Origin of the sequence: Rhizobium album, assembly GCF_003122325.1 — a bacterium.
Classification (GTDB): Bacteria; Pseudomonadota; Alphaproteobacteria; order Rhizobiales; family Rhizobiaceae; genus Metarhizobium; species Metarhizobium album.
Map to the genome: position 1 here is coordinate 26,055 of NZ_QFBC01000021.1, position 15,378 is coordinate 41,432.

The 15,378-nt window shown below is 63.0% G+C and carries 10 protein-coding genes; 6 read left to right on the forward strand and 4 right to left on the reverse strand.

Going from position 1 to position 15,378, the window contains the following annotated elements:
* Positions 1–103: 103 nt before the first annotated feature.
* Together DEM27_RS29435 and lpxE are read left to right on the forward strand one after the other, a co-directional pair.
* Positions 104–889, forward strand: a complete 786-nt coding sequence (locus DEM27_RS29435; protein ID WP_109461823.1) for a phosphatase PAP2 family protein — start codon at positions 104–106, stop codon at positions 887–889.
* A 71-nt stretch (positions 890–960) separates the two neighbouring features.
* Complete coding sequence (gene lpxE / locus DEM27_RS29440; protein WP_109461824.1) at positions 961–1,701, forward strand: lipid A 1-phosphatase LpxE; 741 nt, start codon at positions 961–963, stop codon at positions 1,699–1,701.
* 73 nt (positions 1,702–1,774) lie between these two features.
* Here lpxE and DEM27_RS29445 read toward each other — a convergent pair whose 3' ends face one another.
* A complete protein-coding gene (locus DEM27_RS29445; RefSeq protein ID WP_109461825.1) occupies positions 1,775–3,658 on the reverse strand; it encodes an MFS transporter in 1,884 nt (627 codons plus the stop codon).
* Positions 3,659–3,907: 249 nt separating this feature from the next.
* On the opposite strand from DEM27_RS29445, the gene DEM27_RS29450 reads away from it, so the two are divergent.
* The 3 genes from DEM27_RS29450 (at position 3,908) to DEM27_RS29460 (ending at position 6,848) form a co-directional block, all read left to right on the forward strand.
* Positions 3,908–4,474 (forward strand): NADPH-dependent FMN reductase, encoded by a 567-nt coding sequence (locus DEM27_RS29450; protein ID WP_109461826.1) that lies wholly within the window; start codon positions 3,908–3,910, stop codon positions 4,472–4,474.
* 308 nt (positions 4,475–4,782) lie between these two features.
* Positions 4,783–5,817, forward strand: coding sequence for an aspartate-semialdehyde dehydrogenase (locus DEM27_RS29455; RefSeq protein WP_109461827.1), 1,035 nt, complete (start codon positions 4,783–4,785; stop codon positions 5,815–5,817).
* A 209-nt stretch (positions 5,818–6,026) separates the two neighbouring features.
* Positions 6,027–6,848, forward strand: a complete 822-nt coding sequence (locus DEM27_RS29460) for a lytic murein transglycosylase (protein ID WP_109461828.1) — start codon at positions 6,027–6,029, stop codon at positions 6,846–6,848.
* Positions 6,849–6,968: 120 nt separating this feature from the next.
* Here the strand turns inward: DEM27_RS29460 and DEM27_RS29465 are convergent, their stop codons facing one another.
* From DEM27_RS29465 to pdxY, 3 genes are all read right to left on the reverse strand, one after another.
* Positions 6,969–8,561: a GGDEF domain-containing protein gene (locus DEM27_RS29465; protein ID WP_165823670.1), complete on the reverse strand. Its 1,593-nt coding sequence runs from the start codon at positions 8,559–8,561 to the stop codon at positions 6,969–6,971.
* A 134-nt stretch (positions 8,562–8,695) separates the two neighbouring features.
* Positions 8,696–9,388 (reverse strand): carbonic anhydrase, encoded by a 693-nt coding sequence (locus DEM27_RS29470; RefSeq protein ID WP_109461830.1) that lies wholly within the window; start codon positions 9,386–9,388, stop codon positions 8,696–8,698.
* Positions 9,389–9,441: 53 nt separating this feature from the next.
* Positions 9,442–10,317, reverse strand: a complete 876-nt coding sequence (gene pdxY, locus DEM27_RS29475) for a pyridoxal kinase PdxY (protein ID WP_109461831.1) — start codon at positions 10,315–10,317, stop codon at positions 9,442–9,444.
* Between the two features lie 254 nt (positions 10,318–10,571).
* On the opposite strand from pdxY, the gene DEM27_RS29480 reads away from it, so the two are divergent.
* Positions 10,572–15,356 carry an NAD-glutamate dehydrogenase gene (locus tag DEM27_RS29480; RefSeq protein WP_109461832.1) on the forward strand — a complete coding sequence of 1,595 codons (4,785 nt, stop codon included), beginning with the start codon at positions 10,572–10,574 and terminating at the stop codon, positions 15,354–15,356.
* The last annotated feature ends 22 nt before the right edge of the window (positions 15,357–15,378 follow it).

The following is a 15,378-nucleotide window of genomic DNA, read 5'->3' on the forward strand; positions in this document are numbered from 1 at the left end:
CGTGAAACATAAAACGCCGCTTCTCCACTTTGGAGAGGCGGCGTTTCATTGACGGAAGGTCCTGCCCTTCCTATCTCCGCCAGGACCGTGGCCGACCGGAGCGATGATCCTGCCCATATCCGTCCATAACCGTTTCCTGGCGCGACTGGCGCAACGCTATCGGGCGAGAGCGCAGCATCACAGGCGCCTGGCCTGGTTGGGCTATACGCTTTCGGCGCTGAACGTCATCGCCATTGCCTTCTTCGTTTTCGATGCGGCCCTGGGACGGACGGCAAAGGATCTGCCTCACCGCCTGGTGACCATCGCCGGCGACATCACCGACATCGGCAAGCTGGCGACGATCCTGACGGTCACCGTCACCGTGATTGCCGTCAGCCTGCTCATCGGCAAACGGCTGTCGAACGTCCGCCGCCGCTACCGCATGGCGATCCTGACGCAGATGGCGGTCTATCTCAGCCTTTCGGTCGTCGCCGCCAGCGTGACGGTCCACATCCTGAAACTGGCGATCGGCAGGGCGCGGCCGCTGCTGTACGACAGCACGGGCATCTTCCACTTCGATCCCTTCAACGGCAGCTTTCTGTATGAAAGTTTTCCCTCCGGCCATTCGGCGCATGTCGGCGCGGTCTTCGTGGCGCTGGCGCTGCTGTTCCCGCGGTTTCGCCTGCTGTTCGTCGGCCTCGGCCTCTGGCTCGGCGCGACACGCATCATCATCGGCGTGCATTATCCGAGCGATGTCGTGGCCGGGCTGGCGCTCGGCGCCTGGTTCGCCTTTGCCACGGCCGTGGTCTTTGCCCGCTACGGCGTCATCTTCACCCTGTCGCCGGAGGGCTGGCCCCGGCCGCGCTTCATCGGCATGACGATTTTTCAGCACTCCGCCCGGCGGCTTTAAAAAAACTGTAGCAGCGGCGATCTAGAACGAACGTCGGCCCTGCCGCGTGGGGACCGGGGCAGGGGACGCCGATGAAAAACCTGATGGCGACGCTCGATCGGCGCATGCGGCGCAACCGTGGCAAATGGCCATGCCTGCGTTGGCAGGCCGCTCTTTTCCTGACCGGCAATCTGGTCCTCATCCTTGCGCTTCTCTATGATAGCCATTTTGGCGAAAATGCCCGGGATCTGCCGAAAGAGATCCGCTTTTTCGGCCGGAACCTGACCGATCTCGGCAAATCCGGATGGATCCTCTTCATCAGCGCCTTCCTGCTTTTCGAGGGGCTTGCGCTGGCACGGCTGCTGCGTTCGCCGACGGAACGGGGACGGGCGATGTTCATGAGCGCCGTCGGCGCCTATGTGCTGATCAGCATTGCCGCTTCGGGCCTTCTCGCCAATCTTCTCAAGCGCCTGATCGGCCGCGCCCGACCGGAAAAATTCGACCAGTTCGGCGCCTTCGGCTTCCATCCTCTCGCCGGCGATGCCGGCTTCGAAAGCTTTCCTTCCGGCCATTCCACCACCATCGGCGCGTTTTTCGTCGCGCTGGCGCTGCTCTGTCCGCGCTGGTCGCCGATCTTCCTTGCCGCCGGCCTTTGGCTCGGCATGACCCGCCTGATGGTGGGGGCGCATTATCCGAGCGACATCATTGCCGGCCTGGCCTTCGGCGGCTGGTTCTCCTTCTTCATGGCGATCGTCTTTTCACGCTACGGCCTGGTCTTCGCCACCAGCGACAACGGCTGGCCGACACCGCGCCATCCGGCGCTCCGGACATAAAAAACCCGGCGCCGGAAGCGCCGGGGGATGGGCCGGGCAGATGTCGCCGGCCGCTTCGGATCGAACCCGACGCTCAGTCGGCGTGGATATCGCGGTCCTTGGTTTCCGGCAGGAACAGGATGCCGATCACCAGCGTGATGCCGGCGAAGACGATCGGATACCAGAGGCCGTAATAGATGTCGCCCTTGGCCGCACTCATCGCGAAAGCCGTCGCCGGCAGCAGGCCGCCGAACCAGCCGTTACCGATGTGATAGGGCAGCGACATGCCGGTGTAGCGAATGCGGGTCGGGAAGAGCTCCACCAGCAAGGCCGCGATCGGGCCGTAGACCATCGTCACGTAGATGACGAGAACCGTGAGCACGGCGATGACCCCAACCCAGCTCACCCGCACCGGATCGGCCACCATGGAGAAGGCGCCGCCATTGGCGATCGTGTAGACCGCCATTTCGGTGACGCCGTTCGCTTCTTCGGCGGTCAGGAGCTTGTCGGCCACCAGCTTATCGGCAGGAACCGTCGCCTTTTCGCCGGCACGGATGGCTTCGGCATTCAGGCCGAGTTCCGGGTTGGCGGCAACAAAGGCGTCGAGCTTTGCATCCGCAACCTTGGCGGCGCCGCGCACCAGCGGATAACCGCCGTCATGCAGCGCCATGTTGACCTGCTTTTCGAAAGCGCCGTTCAGCGCCTTTGCCTGGTCGCCGGCGGCGACGGCATCGTAGCTGGTGACCGTTTCGTTGCCGATCTTCACCGTTGCCGGCGAACCGGCCGGACCTGCAACCACGTCGTAAGGGACGGAGTTGCGTGTCAGGAACGAGGTCGCGATGTCGCAGGACGTGGTGAACTTCGCCGTGCCGGTCGGGTTGAACTGGAACTTGCAGTCTGCCGGATCGGCGGTGACGGTGGCACGGACATTGGCCTGAGCTTCCGCCAGAGCCGGGTTGCCGGCCCAGGTGAGTGCCTTGAACAGCGGGAAATAGGTGAGCATGGCAAGGATGAGGCCGGCCATGATGATCGGCTTGCGGCCGATCTTGTCCGACAGAGCGCCGAAGACGACGAAGAAGCCGGTGCCGATCAGAAGCGAGATCGCCACCATGATGTTGGCCGACTGGCCATCGACCTTCAGGATGTTCTGCAGGAAGAACAGCGCGTAGAACTGGCCGGAATACCAGACGACGGCCTGGCCGACGACGGCACCGAACAGCGCGAGCAGGGCGATCTTGGCATTGCGCCACTGGCCGAACGCTTCCGTCAGCGGTGCCTTCGAGCCCTTGCCTTCTTCCTTCATCTTCTTGAAGGCTGGCGATTCGTTCATCTTCAGACGGATCCAGACGGACACGCCGAGCAGGACGCACGACAGCAGGAAGGGAATGCGCCAGCCCCAGGCGGCGAATGCCTCCTTGCCGAGGGCGATCTGCACGAGGATGATCACCACCAGCGACAGGAAAAGACCGAGCGTCGCCGTGGTCTGGATCCACGATGTGAAGAAGCCGCGTCGGCCATGTGGCGCATGTTCGGCGACATAGGTTGCCGCACCGCCATATTCGCCGCCGAGCGCCAGGCCCTGCAGCATGCGCAGGGCGAGCAGCAGGATGGGTGCTGCAATGCCGATCGAGGCGGACCCGGGCAGGACACCGACCAGGAAGGTCGAAAGACCCATGATCAGGATGGTGACGAGAAAGGTGTATTTGCGACCGACGAGGTCGCCGAGGCGACCGAAGACCAGCGCACCGAAGGGGCGGACCAGGAAGCCGGCGGCGAAAGCCAGAAGCGCGAAGATGTTGCGCGTCGTTTCCGGATACTGGCTGAAGAAGCTGGCGCCGATATAGACCGCCAGCGAGCCGTACAGATAGAAATCATACCATTCGAAAACGGTGCCGAGCGACGAGGCGAAGATGACTTTCTTCTCCTCGCCGGTCATGGGCCGGGCCTTGGCGCCCTCCGCAGTTGCGACATTTGCCATTGTCTGTCCTCCACAGAATGCAAAAAATGTAGGCGTGCCGGAACCCTTGCTCTCCTCCAGGTCGTCCAGACGGACGGGCACGCTCATGACAAGAGTGGCAGAAAACCGCGGCAAGGAAGAGAGCGCCTTTGGGATTATGACTTTAGTCTAATGAAACCATGCAAATTGTCGCAGCCTCCGGCTGGATTTCGCGGCACGCATGGCCCAAAACTGAAAGCGCAAGCCCGGCACATGAAAGGACGGCAACCCATGGTGACCCTGGTCGGTATCTCCGGCAGCCTGCGCAAAGGCTCCTACAACACCGCTCTGCTTCGCGCAGCCGTATCGCTGATGCCGGACGGTGCGGCGCTCGACGCACAGACCATCCACGGCATTCCGCTCTACGACGGCGATCTGGAAGCACAATCGGGGATTCCCGCCGCGGTTTCGGCCCTCAAGGAGAAGGTGGCCGCCGCCGACGGGCTCATCATTGTCACGCCGGAATACAACAACTCCCTGCCAGGCCCGCTGAAGAACGCCATCGACTGGATGACGCGGCCGAGTGCCGACATCGCCCGCATCTTCGGCGATCGCCCCGTCGCGGTGCTCGGCGCCTCGCCCGGCAATTTCGGCACGATCCTGTCGCAGGACGCCTGGCTGCCGGTGCTGCGCACGCTCAAAGCCCGCGCCTGGTTCGGCGGCCGCCTGATGGTGCCGCATGCCGGCGCGGCATTCGATGCCTCCGGCGCACTCATCGACGACAAGATCCGCGAGCGGCTTGCGGAATTCCTGGTCGGCTTCGTCGCCTTCATCGAGGAAACAAAGTCCGGCGCGTAAAAGACCGGCTTGCCGCTGGCCGGCAAAGCGACTTGACTCCGCGGCAAAAAATCGTAATAGCAGCAGCGGAAAAGGAAACCGTACATGATCCTGCGCGATGTCATCGCTGACCGGAATCACCTGGCACGATCTGCCGGGCGGATGTCTCCTGCTCCGGTTTCTTCCAAAACCAAGGCCAAAACGACGACGAAAACCGTCTGACGTCTCTGGCCTGCCGCTCTCTCCCCGGCTCGGCCGGGGATCGGAAACCGCGTTTTTCGCGGCTTCCCCTCACCAGCCCGCGGAGAGAAGAGAAAGAGAGCTTAAACATGGGTTTCAAGGTAGCAGTCGCGGGAGCAACCGGTAATGTCGGCCGGGAAATGCTCAATATCCTCGCCGAGCGCGGTTTCCCCGCCGATGAAGTGGTGGCTCTCGCCTCCGCCCGTTCGCAGGGCACGGAAGTTTCCTTCGGCGACAGGACTCTGAAGGTTTCCAACCTCGAGAACTACGATTTCTCCACCACCGACATTTGCCTGATGTCGGCCGGCGGCGACGTATCCAAGAAGTGGTCGCCGAAGATCGGCGCGCAGGGCTGCGTCGTCATCGACAACTCGTCTGCCTGGCGCTACGACGCCGAGGTGCCGCTGATCGTTCCGGAAGTCAATCCGGATGCCGTTGCCGGCTTCACCAAGAAGAACATCATCGCCAACCCGAATTGCTCCACGGCGCAGCTCGTCGTCGCGCTGAAGCCGCTGCACGACTTCGCCAAGATCAAGCGTGTCGTCGTCTCGACCTACCAGTCGGTCTCCGGCGCCGGCAAGGACGGCATGGACGAGCTGTTCAACCAGACGCGCGCCGTCTTCGTTGCCGATCCGATCGAGAACAAGAAGTTCACCAAGCGCATCGCCTTCAACGTCATCCCGCACATCGACGTGTTCATGGAAGACGGCTACACCAAGGAAGAATGGAAGGTGCTGGCCGAAACCAAGAAGATGCTCGATCCGAAGATCAAGGTCACCTGCACGGCCGTGCGCGTGCCCGTCTTCATCGGCCATTCCGAATCGGTCAACATCGAATTCGAAAACGAGATCACCGCCGACCAGGCCCGCGACATCCTGCGCGAGGCACCGGGTTGCCTCGTCATCGACAAGCGCGAGAACGGCGGCTACGTCACCCCGTACGAATCCGCCGGCGAGGACGCCACGTATATTTCACGAATCCGTGAAGATGCGACGGTCGAGAACGGCCTCAACATCTGGGTCGTTTCCGACAACCTGCGCAAGGGTGCTGCCCTCAACGCAATACAAATCGCCGAATTGCTGGTCAACCGCGGCCTGATCAAGGCCAAGAAGCAGGCGGCCTGATACGCTTTAGAAACCATTATCGAATAAAAGCTTCGCATGTCCCGTTCCGGGACTGCGGAGCTTTTCCTTTACATGCCCGAGGTAATGATTTTCTATTCATCGCGAGCTTGCAGCACGATGTACTGGCGTTCTGTTGAGGCAACGACGATAGGTATGGCCGTTACCGGCATGTTTCAAACACGATCGAAGATCTGAACACGGGGTTTTTCATGCGCGTCAAGAACATGGTCCTGGCGGCACTTGCGGGCGCGGCGGCCTTCGTCGCGGCCCCGATGGCCGCTTCCGCCGCCCAATGCGGCAACAATGCCGCCGGCTTCTCGGCCTGGGTCGACGATTTCCAGCGGCAGGCAGCCGGCCAGGGTGTCAGCGCCTCCGTGCTCAAGAAAGCGTTTGCCGGCGTACAATACAACACCGCCACCATTCGCGCCGACCGCGGCCAGAAGAGCTTCAAGCTGTCCTTCGAACAGTTCATGCAGAAGCGCGGCGGCCAGGCGATCATCTCCCGCGGTCGCAGCATGAAAAAGAGCAATGCGGCGCTGTTTGCCCGCATCGAGCAGCGCTACGGCGTGCCGGCCGGCCCGCTTCTGGCCATCTGGGGCATGGAGACCGGTTTTGGCGGCTTCCTCGGCAAGGAGCACACGCTGTCGGCCGTCGCCACCCTGGCCTATGACTGCCGCCGTTCCGACTTCTTCACCGACCAGCTCTATGCAGCCTTGCAACTCGTCGGCAACGGTTCGCTGAGCCCGAACGCCCGCGGCGCGGCACACGGTGAAATCGGCCAGACACAGTTCCTGCCGCGCAACGTCGTCCGCTACGGCGTCGATGGCGACGGCAACGGCCGCATCGACCTCGTCGGTTCGAAGGCGGACGCGCTTGCGTCCACCGCCAACTTCCTGCGCGGCCACGGCTGGAGCCGCGGCGGCGGCTATCAGCCGGGCGAGACGAATTTCAGTGCCTTGCAGGGCTGGAACGCCGCATCGGTCTATCAGCGCGCCATCGCCCATATCGGTGCCCAGATCGACGGTCAGTAATCGCCGCGAAATCTTCAACGATCTGCAAACCCCGCCCTCCAGCGGGGTTTTGTTTATGGGGCTTCGCGTCTGGATGAAAGCTGAGCCTTGTCGGCCGGCACCGGATGAAAAAGGGCCGCTTCACGCCATGCGCTTGCGCGACCGGTCCTGATTGTCGGGAATGAAGGCATCCGCCACCACCCGGTTGCGGCCGGGGAGCTTGGCGGCATAAAGAGCCAGATCCGCCCGCTTGATCAGCGGTTCGAGAACATGGCGGCCGGATTTTTCCTCGCGTCCGGCACATCCGAAGCTGGCGCTTATCTTCAGCTTTTCGCTGTTGGGCAGGGCGATCTCCGCCGCCTCGATGGCGATCCGGACCTTTTCAGCAATCCGCGACGCTTCTTCGATGGTGCAATCGGGCAGAAGTGCCAGGAACTCCTCGCCGCCATGGCGCACCAGCAGATCGAAATTGCGGAAATTCCGCCGTGCGACGAGGGCGATCTCTTTCAGGACCACATCGCCGGCATCGTGGCCATGCGCATCGTTGACCTGCTTGAAATGGTCGAGATCGAACAGGACGATCGAGACCCAGCGCAGGCCGACCGCCTGGCTGAGGATCGTCACGGCAGCCTGTTCGAAACCGCGGCGATTGTAGAGTCCCGTCAAAAGATCGGTTTGGGCGGCACTGCGCAACTCGTTGATCAGGATTTCACGTTCCCGGGTCAGCCTGCCGACCAGGTTGACGCCGCGCGCTGCAAGGATGATGACGACTGCCACGAGCACCAGCAGCGTTACCGATATGCCGAGCACCAGCATCAGGTGGAGACGGGCACGCGCCGCCAGGTCGTCGCCGGACTTGCGGATGTCGGCGATTTCTTCACCGATCTTCGCCCGCCAGAAATCGAACCGCACCTTCTGGAGCTTATCCCATTCGTTGACCGAATCATGAGCCAAAGGCAGGACGTTCGCGAGTACGGCCTGCGCGAATCGCTCGATCTTCTTTCCGGTCTCCGACTGCTCGAAGGCCATGATATCGTTGATGACCGGCGTGTCGGTGTGATATCGTAACTGGCTGATGCCGGCGCGATGCAGGGCCTGGGCTGTCGCCAGGGCATCACGGTCGGCGACGTCGAGACCGTTTTCGGCCAGGCTGCGGCGAACGAGGAAGTTCGTCACCAGCCCGCCCTGATGGGTCGTGAGGATGTTGAAGAACTCGACCGACTTATGCAGCAGCGTCCTGTCCGTGATCCGCGTCCCCAGGAAATCCACCACTTCGAGCTGGATCAGGGCCGAAGGACGATAGGCCCCGATGATTTCCCGCACCGACGCCTCGCCGGCATCGACCTTCGCCCGGAAAGCAAGAATGTTCTGGTGGGTTTCCTTCCAGCTCTCCAGCAGTTGCTCGAGCCTGTCATCGACGATCACCGCGTCGGACACGGCAAAATAAAAATCCTGGCGCGCCTGGTCCATCGCCATGCGCGCCTCGTGCATCGCCGACGTGGTTCGAGGGCTATCGTCGGCCAGATAGGCGATCGTCGTACGGGCCTCCTGCGGCAGGGCCGAGGCGGCGATGGAGCCGGCCTGCGACAGGAGGTCGGCGTAATGCTTGTCCTCGTCGAGCGCCAGATATTCCAGGTAGGAGGTGCGCACCACGGCGATGGAACCGATGAGCATGAACAGCGACGGCAAGAAAATCGCCGCCATCACCACGTTCTTGATGGTCGTCAGGTTCATGAACGGTTTCCGCCGATAAGACAACTGCATGGAAGACCGTCACGCGCGAAACCGCCCTCGACATGAAATTCTTCCGGATACGAAAACTAGCCCTCCGCCGTTAAGAACATCTGAACGCATGGACACGCCGCGCGCTAGGCGTCCGGCGGCGCAACCACGTCTTGTTCCGGCTCGGAAACGACTTCTTCGAGGTCGGGACGACGAAAATCGCCGGTCTTGGCGTCCATGATCCACAATTCGCCGTTGGAAATATCGAACCACGCCCCATGCACCTGCAATTTGCCGCGCTCCTCCAGGATGCTGACACAGGGGAAGGTCCGAAGATTCCTGATCGAGTTGCGGATCGAGACGCGCTCCAGCGCCGTCTGCCGCTCGCTTGCGGTCATGACGTCGTTGCTCTGGATCTGCTCGGCCGCCGGTTTCAGGAGGCTCATCCAGCGACCGATGAAATCGCCCGGCGACAGCGGCTCGGCCGCCGGATCGAGCGCGGCCTGGATGCCGCCGCAGCGACCGTGGCCCATGACGACGATATCCTTGACCCGCAGCGATTGAACAGCATATTCGAGGGCTGCGGACGTCGCATGGAAATGCCCGTCCGGCTCATAGGGCGGGATCATGTTGGCAACGTTGCGCATGACGAAAAGCTCGCCGGGCCGGCTGCCGAAGATGATCTCCGGCGCGGCGCGGGAGTCACAACAGGCAATGAGAAGAATCTGCGGTTTCTGGCCGTTTTCCGCCAGAGCGCGATACCGTTCGCGTTCCTCGATGTAACGACCGTCCATGAAATTTCTGTAGCCGTCCAGGAGCGGCGAAGGAAAACGATGCATGGTTCTGGGGATCCTTCTTTCACGTCATTAACGATTGTCGCGGCACGCCGGGCTCAGCGCTTGCGCTGCTGGGCCGGATGGACGAGGCGGCGCATCTGCACCATCGCCATCGGCGTCGACAGGCTTGCCAGATCGCTTTCCAGCGTCAACTCGTCACTGCCCCGCTTGGCCGTGCGTGCCAGGATTTCGTAGACCGAGGCCGTTGCGAGCTGCAAGGCCTTTTCCTCGTCGACCCCGTCCAGAAGCCGCGCCAGGAAAACGGCGGCAAGCAGGTCGCCGAGCCCGTTCGGCGGATTGTCGATCAGCCGGTGTTCGGCAAGCAGCGCATGGCGGCCGGAAAGATAAAGATTGCCCGTGCCGCCGGCCATCATCGGCACGGCGGACGTCACCAGCATGCGCGGCGGCCCCAGCGACAGGGCCGCATCCATGATTGCGGTGTTGTCGTCCAGCTGCGAACCGACCATCCAGGCAAGCTCGTAGCGGTTCGGCGTCGCCAGCGACGCCAGCGGGATCAACTGGTCGCGAACGACCGTCGCCGTCGCCTCGGCGATGTAGAGGCCGCCGAGATCACCCATCACCGGATCGCAGACATACATCAGATCCGGCTTCTTTTCCTTGAGCGCCGTCACCAGCCGCGCCACGGCATGCGCCTGGGCCGGGTTGGCGAAATAACCCGACAGCACTGCCGAGACCTCGTCGATCCACGGCGCACGGATGAGGTCGTCGATCGCCTTGTCGAAATCGCCTTCCGGAAAGGTAAGCCGGGTTGCAGGTCCGCGGCCGGGATGCCAGGGCAAAACGATGGTCGGCATCGCCCAGACCGGAAAGCCGAGAGCCTCCAGGCCGAGGACGGCTGCCCGATTTCCAACCGAACCGCGGATCACATGGCTGGAGATGACAATGACCGCGCCGCGCTTATCTTCGCTCATGGGACCTCTTCCGATCTGCACCAGCAGCGTTGTTCATCCCTTTCGGCCGTCGATGTCAACCGCATTCACAAAATGATGAACTTCTTCTCCTATCTACAGGAAGAGGCCGGAAAATCAAAAAATTGCGCGGCTGCGGCTACCCTTGCCGTTTCGAGGTCATAATTTTTTAAAAATCGGCGTTTCCATCATGATTTGACAATCATTTATTCGCAATTTGACTAAACTTCGCCGAACCGCATGGGGGAATGACGTCGATGGGCAGCAAAAACACACCGAAACGCGAAAAACAGATCGAAAGCGCGCGCAAGATCGCCGCGGCGACGGGGGAGGCGTTCATCGATCCCGCACTGCTCTTCGGGCGTGCCAGCAATGACGACCTGGAGCTTTATTCTCCCGAGATGCTCGCCCTTTCCGCAGCCCACGCCGCCCGCGAACTGGGCGCCTGGAACGGCAATGCCGCCCGCGTTCACGTGGAAACGCTTGCAGGCGTCGATCCGCTGGGTGTGCCCGTCTCGGTGCTGACGGTCACGGACCGCAACATGCCTTTCCTCTACGACTCGGTCATGGGCGAGGTTACCTCTTCTTATCGCGACATCCATCTCGCCGTTCATCCGATCCTGCTGCGGCAGGCCGACGGGGAAGTCACCCTGTATTCCGCCGATCGCCCCGGCACGCCGGAAAGCCGGGTCAGCCACATTCAGCTGCATCTGGCGCCGCTGACGGCGGAGCAGGCGGCCGATCTGGTAAACCGCCTGACACACCTGCTCAACCAGGTGCATGTCGCCGTCGACGGCTGGCAGCCGATGCTGTCGCGCCTGGACACGGTGATGAGCGAGCTCGCCGCCTTCGGCGGCACCCGCCGCAAGACCGACCGCGACGAGGCCTATGCCTTCCTCGACTGGCTGCGCCAGGACAATTTCACCTTCCTCGGCATGCGCGACTACGTCTATTCCGGCAAGGGCGAAGAGGCGAAGATCGAGCGCGACAAGGGCACCGGCCTCGGCATCCTCTCCGATCCCGATGTCCGCGTGCTGCGCCAGGGCAAGGACGCGGTGATGACCACCCCGGAAATCCTCGCCTTCCTGCAGGGGCCGGATTTCCTGATCGTCACCAAGGCCAACGTCAAGTCCGTCGTGCATCGTCGCGCCTACATGGATTACATCGGCGTCAAGCGTTTCGACGAGGAGGGCAATGTCGTCGGCGAGCTGCGCATCGTCGGCCTGTTCACCTCGACGGCCTATACTTATGCCGCCGCACAGATCCCGCTGCTGCGTTCCAAGGTCGAGAAGGTCATCGACCATTTCGGTTTCGACCCGAAGAGCCATTCCGGCAAGACGCTGCAGAACACCTTGGAATCCTATCCGCGCGACGATCTGTTCCAGATCGATACCAGCCTGCTGGCGCGTTTCTGCGAACAGATCAACGAACTGTCCGAACGGCCGCGCGTGCGCGTGCTGCCGCGCATCGATCATTTCGACCGTTTCGTATCGGTGATCGTCTACGTGCCGCGCGAGGAATACAATTCCGTCGTCCGGGAAAAGATCGGCGACTATCTGAAGACCGTCTATGACGGCCGGGTTTCCGCCTATTATCCGGCTTTCCCCGAGGGTGGCGTCGCCCGGGTGCATTTCATCATCGGCCGCTCCGCCGGCGCCACGCCGCGCATCCCGCAGGCCAGGCTGGAGGAAACGATCCGCCGCATCGCCTCGCGCTGGGACGAGCGCTTTGCGGCGTTGGCCGGACCGAAAGCCCCGGCGATCGACGTCGGCCAGGCCTACCAGGAAGCGTTCACGCCTGAGGACACGGTTGCCGACCTCGCCAACATCACCGCCTGCGCCGAAGGTGCAGCGATCCGCATCGGCTTCCATAACCGCGACAGCGACGGCGTCAAAACCCTGTCGCTGCGGATCTTCCACGGCCGCCAGAACCTCGCCCTGTCACGCCGCGTGCCGCTGCTCGAAAACCTCGGCTTCAACGTCATCAGCGAACGCACCTTCGACATTCATGTCGCCCGTAAGGACGGTGAGGCCCTGGTGGTGCTGCACGACATGATCCTCGAGACGGCAAACGGCCGCCGGGTCGACCTCGCCAGGCACGGCAAGGTTCTGGAGGATGCCTTCATCGCCGCCTTCGAAGGCCGCATCGACAATGACGGCTTCAACCGTCTCATCCTTTCGGCAGATCTCAACGGCCGCGAAGTGACGGTGCTGCGCGCCTATGCCCGCTATCTGCGGCAGACGGGCATCGCCTATTCGCAGGATTATATCGCCGACACGCTCGGGAAATATCCGGCAATCGCCGCGCTGATCTTCCAGTTGTTCAACACCATGCTGGCCCCCGATCTCGCCGAAAAGGTCCGCATCAAGAAACTCACGGAGCTGCACCAGAAGATCGAGACGGCGCTCGCCTCCGTGCCGAGCCTCGACGACGACCGCATCCTGCGCCGCTTCGTCAACGCCATCGATTCGACGCTGCGGACCAACTATTTCCAGCACAACGCCGATGGTTCGCCGAAGGCGATGCTCGCCTTCAAGCTCGATCCGAAACTGCTGGACGGCCTGCCGGAACCGCGGCCTTTCCGCGAAATCTTCGTCTACGGCGTCGAGGTGGAAGGCGTGCACCTGCGCTTCGGCAAGGTGGCGCGCGGCGGCCTGCGCTGGTCGGACCGCGCCCAGGACTACCGCACCGAAGTGCTCGGCCTCGTCAAGGCGCAGCAGGTCAAGAACGCCGTCATCGTGCCGGTCGGCGCCAAGGGCGGCTTCCTCCCCAAGCAGCTGCCGGTGGGCGGCAGCCGCGACGCGGTCTTCGCCGCCGGCACCGAGGCCTACAAGACCTACATCCGCACGATGCTGTCGATCACCGACAATATCGTCGGCACCGACATCGTGCCGCCGGCCGATACCTTGCGGCTTGACGGCGACGACCCCTATTTCGTCGTTGCCGCCGACAAGGGCACGGCGACCTTCTCCGATACGGCCAACGGGCTTGCCCAGGAAGCCGGCTTCTGGCTCGACGACGCATTCGCCTCCGGCGGTTCGGCCGGCTACGACCACAAGAAGATGGGCATCACCGCCCGCGGCGCCTGGGAAACCGTCAAGCGCCACTTCCGCGAATTCGACATCGACATCCAGACGACGCCCTTCACCGTCGCCGGCGTCGGCGACATGTCGGGCGACGTCTTCGGCAACGGCATGCTGCTGTCGGAAAAGATCCGGCTGATCGCCGCCTTCGACCATCGCGACATCTTCATCGATCCCGATCCGGACATGGCTACCACCTTTGCCGAGCGCAAGCGGCTGTTTGGCCTGCCGCGGTCGAGCTGGCAGGATTTCGACCGTTCGCGCCTGTCCGCCGGCGGCATGATCATCTCGCGTTCGGAAAAATCCGTCAGCCTGACGCCGCAGGCGGCAGCCGCCATCGGCCTCGACAAGACGGTGGCGACGCCCTTCGAAATCATGAGCACCATCCTGCGGGCGCAGGTCGATCTCCTGTGGTTCGGCGGCATCGGCACCTATATCAAGGCGCTGAATGAAACCGATACGGATGTCGGCGACCGTGCCAACGACCCGATCCGCGTCACCGCCGACGAGGTGCGCGCCCGCGTCATCGGCGAGGGCGCCAACCTTGGCGTGACGCAGCGCGGCCGCATCGCCTACTCGCTGAAGGGCGGCCGCTGCAACTCGGACGCCATCGACAACTCGGCCGGCGTCAATTCGTCCGACGTCGAGGTCAACATCAAGATCGCCCTGTCGATCCCGATGCAGGACGGCCGCCTGCCGCGGCCGAAACGCAACCAGCTGCTCTCCTCGATGACCGACGAGGTCGCTGCCCTGGTGCTGCGCAACAACTACCTGCAGTCGCTGGCGATCTCGATGACGGAGCGAAAAGGGCAGGGCAACGCCGAAGAACTGAGCCGGCTCATGAACGTGCTGGAAGCGGCCGGCCAGCTGAACCGCAAGGTGGAAGTCCTGCCGGACAATGCGGCGCTCGCCGAACGGTATGCCGCCGGAAAGCCGTTGACGCGGCCGGAGATCGGCGTGCTGCTCTCTTACGCCAAGCTCGTGCTCTTCGACGCGCTGATCTCCGGCGACCTGCCTGACGATGCAGCCTTCCAGAGCGTGCTGATGCAGTATTTCCCGGGCAAGATGCAGAAGGCCTATGCCGGCGACATCGCCGCCCACCGCCTGCGCCGTGAAATCATCGCCACCGTGCTCGCCAACGAGGTCATCAACCGCGGCGGTCCCGGTTTTGTGGTGCAGATGAGCGATGCGACGGGTGCGACCTCTTCCGAAGTGGTCAAGGCTGCCTCGCTGGCACGCGACGGTTTCGGCCTGACCCGCCTCTGGGCCGAAACCGATGCGCTGGACGGCAAGATCGGCGGCCAGGCACAGAACCGCCTCTATGCCGATATCGGCAGCTTCTATGCCGGCATTACCCGGCTGATCCTCAAGACCGGCTTGGAAAAAGGCACGGTCGAGGAAGCCGGCGCCCGGCTGCTGGCGGGCGTCAAGGGGTTGAAGTCGAGCATCCAGTCCGTCATGCCGGCGGACATGGCGAAGGAGGTCGAGGAGCGGGAAGCGGAATACGTGGCGTCCGGCGTGCCGGAAGCGCTGGCCAAGGATGTCGCCGGCCTGCTCGGCCTCGTCCTGACGCCGGAGATCATGCAGATCGCCGCCCGCACCGGTCACAATCTCGTGCGCGCCGCCGAATGCTATTTTGCGGTGTCGCAGACCTTCCGCATCGGCCGGCTGCTCGCCGGCGGCCAGCGCATCATGCCCGCCGATCATTACGAGAACCTGGCGCTGTCCCGCAGCCTCGACCAGATCTCGGCGGCACGGCGCGACATCGTCACGACGGCGCTGACGCGTCATCCGAAGGAGAAGCAGCCGGTCCAGGCCTGGCAGGCGGAAGATCGCATTCGCATCAACCGTCTCGGCGAACAGCTGGTGCTGCTCGGCGACAGCGGCGATGCCAGCCTTGCCAAGCTGACCGTCGCCGCCGGCCTGCTTGGCGACCTGGCCCGGGGCCTGACGGAATGACGCCATACGCTCCGACGGCAGG

Bases quoted from the DNA above. Each gene is read 5' to 3' on its own strand.
- DEM27_RS29450 (WP_109461826.1), top strand. From the start codon at position 3,908: ATGGTGACCCTGGTCGGTATCTCCGGCAGCCTGCGCAAAGGCTCCTAC.
- DEM27_RS29445 (WP_109461825.1), bottom strand. From the start codon at position 3,658: ATGGCAAATGTCGCAACTGCGGAGGGCGCCAAGGCCCGGCCCATGACC.
- DEM27_RS29465 (WP_165823670.1), bottom strand. From the start codon at position 8,561: ATGAACCTGACGACCATCAAGAACGTGGTGATGGCGGCGATTTTCTTG.
- DEM27_RS29435 (WP_109461823.1), top strand. From the start codon at position 104: ATGATCCTGCCCATATCCGTCCATAACCGTTTCCTGGCGCGACTGGCG.
- DEM27_RS29460 (WP_109461828.1), top strand. From the start codon at position 6,027: ATGCGCGTCAAGAACATGGTCCTGGCGGCACTTGCGGGCGCGGCGGCC.
- DEM27_RS29470 (WP_109461830.1), bottom strand. From the start codon at position 9,388: ATGCATCGTTTTCCTTCGCCGCTCCTGGACGGCTACAGAAATTTCATG.
- DEM27_RS29455 (WP_109461827.1), top strand. From the start codon at position 4,783: ATGGGTTTCAAGGTAGCAGTCGCGGGAGCAACCGGTAATGTCGGCCGG.
- pdxY (WP_109461831.1), bottom strand. From the start codon at position 10,317: ATGAGCGAAGATAAGCGCGGCGCGGTCATTGTCATCTCCAGCCATGTG.
- lpxE (WP_109461824.1), top strand. From the start codon at position 961: ATGAAAAACCTGATGGCGACGCTCGATCGGCGCATGCGGCGCAACCGT.
- DEM27_RS29480 (WP_109461832.1), top strand. From the start codon at position 10,572: ATGGGCAGCAAAAACACACCGAAACGCGAAAAACAGATCGAAAGCGCG.